Source organism: Streptomyces sp. NPDC002265 (genome assembly GCF_040296125.1).
Classification (GTDB): domain Bacteria; phylum Actinomycetota; class Actinomycetes; order Streptomycetales; family Streptomycetaceae; genus Streptomyces.
This window is the reverse complement of the sequence record NZ_JBEOWS010000627.1, coordinates 1-2427: the sequence shown is the minus strand read 5'-3', so window position 1 is coordinate 2427 and position 2427 is coordinate 1. Positions and strand designations below refer to the sequence as shown.

At 68.8% G+C, this 2427-nt stretch carries 2 protein-coding genes; both read right to left on the bottom strand.

Going from position 1 to position 2427, the window contains the following annotated elements; genetic code table 11:
- Positions 1-140: 140 nt before the first annotated feature.
- On the bottom strand, positions 141-347 hold the full coding sequence (locus ABT085_RS45705) for a trehalase-like domain-containing protein (protein ID WP_351623007.1): 207 nt from the start codon (positions 345-347) through the stop codon (positions 141-143).
- A gap of 296 nt (positions 348-643) precedes the next feature.
- A complete protein-coding gene (locus tag ABT085_RS45700; RefSeq protein WP_351623004.1) occupies positions 644-1780 on the bottom strand; it encodes a VanZ family protein in 1137 nt (378 codons plus the stop codon).
- Between the last annotated feature and the right edge of the window lie 647 nt (positions 1781-2427).

The following is a 2427-nucleotide window of genomic DNA, read 5'->3' as shown; positions in this document are numbered from 1 at the left end:
CCCGGACGCCCCCCAGGCAGAAAGAACACCCGGCCCACACCCCGCCACGACGTGCACACACCCCGCAAGACACAACCCGCGAAACAGCGAACGAAAAAGTCAACTACCCCACGACCACGCCGCACAGGTTAAAGATCAAGCTAGTGCCGGTCGGCGGTGTAGGGGCCGGTGGGGCGGAGGGACCAGTGGCCTGCCTGAGCTCCCGGAAGCCGGGCCAAGACCGCCCGGGAGTCGAAATGCGGGAAGCACAGCCAGTCGATGGAACCGTCCAGACTGACCAGCGCCGCACTCTGGCAGTCCAAGAGCAGCGCGTAGTCCGAGAGGGGACGGTCGCTCGTGCCGGTCACCTCCCCATCGTCTCGCCGACCCGCACAGCGGGCAGCACGGCCCTGCCACGGGCTCCGTACCAGGGCCTTGAAAGGGGATGCATCGGGCCGACGGCGCCGGGCACCGGGCCGGGGTCAGGAGCCGGCGACCGGCTGCACGCACCCGGCGTCGCCAGCGAGGAAGACGGCCTGCCCATTCTCGAAAGCCCTGCCTCAAGGTGGGTGCACTGGGGCGTTCTCCTCCTCCGGGGGCCTGTGACATCCGCACTCGCCGTCAACGCAGTCGGTCACCGACGACCGGGCCGTTCAGCAGGTCGTCAGCCGCAGCTCCCGGATCTCTCGCTCGAGCCGCTGCCGGTGATTGCGGAGAGGTCGACGTCGAGGAGGTCTCCAGCGGCGTTGACGGTCACCTTCAGCGACGTCATGGCCGGCATGCGCTCGTCGCGGTAGGGGTACGTGACGGTCCACATCCCGCCCGCACCGGCATCTGCACGGTCCACCACCGGCCGCTTCGCGTCGGCGACGGGGTAGTGCGCAGCCACGTACCGGCCGGCGGCCCTCTCGGCGGAAGCCACGTCGTGCACGGACCGGGCGGAACCCCGGATGGGGTACCCGACCGCCGTGCCCTCGGTCCGGGAACCCATCGAGACGTCGATCTGGAACCGGTCCGGGTGGGGCCAGCTCATGGAGGCCGTTCCGCTCGGTTTCAGCTCGGCCCACACCTCTTCGTCCACGCCGTCCAGACCACACGGCGTGCTGTCCATGACACGGACGATTCTGAAGTCGTCGCCCAGCGCCTTGCGGACCGCCTGCCCGATCACCGTGCGCTGCGCCGCGGACGCCGGCCTGCTCGGCTCGGCGTGGTCGACGACCCGCAGGTCGACGGCGGTTGTCATCAGGCAGACGACGGCCGTGAATCCCGCCCCGATCGCGACCGGGAACCGGCGTCGACGCCTAGGCCAGGGCGACAGCCGCGAACCGGCGAGGCGAAGGGACAGGACCCCGATGCCCACGCCCGCAGCGGCGCCCGCGACATTGGTGATCAGGTCGCCGGTGTCGCAGTAGCGGCCGATGACGGGAAAGACGGCCTGAATGGTCTCGATCCCGCAGGCCAGGAGGACGGACAGCAGCAAGGGAGGCATCGGGCGCCGGGCCGCGCGCACGCCGAAGAATCCGATCGGCACGAACAGGGCGACGTTCATCCACCCCTGGGCCGTCCCAAACGCCTCCCACACGTCCTTGCTGACCGTGCACCGCACCGCTCCCGTACCGACGGGCCTGAACCAGAGGGTCAGGAACAGGGCGGCCGTCGTCGAGGCCGCCCAGGCAGCGTAGGCCCAGGACCGGTCCGAACGGCCACGAAGGCCCTGCCGGACGACCCCCAGCACCGCCGCCGAAACGAGGGCGACGAGAAGGACGTACAGCAGGTGCCTCCCGAAGACGAGAGCAAGCAATGCCGTGCCTTTCGACTGTGCGAGGGGACCGGTCGACAGCGCGCGGGATCAGCCGAACCAGAGATCATCATGGCGCCCACAGGTCACGGTCACTAGCTCAACTTATGACCAAATTGGCTCAACTCCGGCCACTGGCTCAACTCATGACCAAGCTCCAGCAGCCGGTTCCCGCGGGACATCACACGCGTGGTCGGCCGAGCAGCCCTCAACGGCCACCGTGCCCAGCGCCCGCATCGAGGGAGGCAGTCGTGCCAGTTCAAGGCACCCACCCAGTCTTCAGTCACCCCACCCAGACGCCATCCACACTCCGGACGAACTCCCCCTCGACCCAGCCGAGCAGCCCTTTGGTGCGCCGGGATTCCGTGATCCACTGCGCCGAACGGGATGTGAGCTTTCACACTCATCACTGAATTGCCCCCCGGTATCCACGTGCGGCAGAGTTCCGTCCCTGTCAGGCCCCGCATACGACACAGCTGTTACCCCCAGCGGTGCGGCACCTCAAAAGCACCACAGCCGACTTCATGGCGCCGTCGTATGCCGCCCGGGCACCACGCGGCCGCCCTTACCAGGGGGTTGTCCACCGGGTCCGTGCCTCCCGTGACCCTGCAGTTGGGAGGCCAGCGTCAGGGGGCACGATTGTGTCCGCC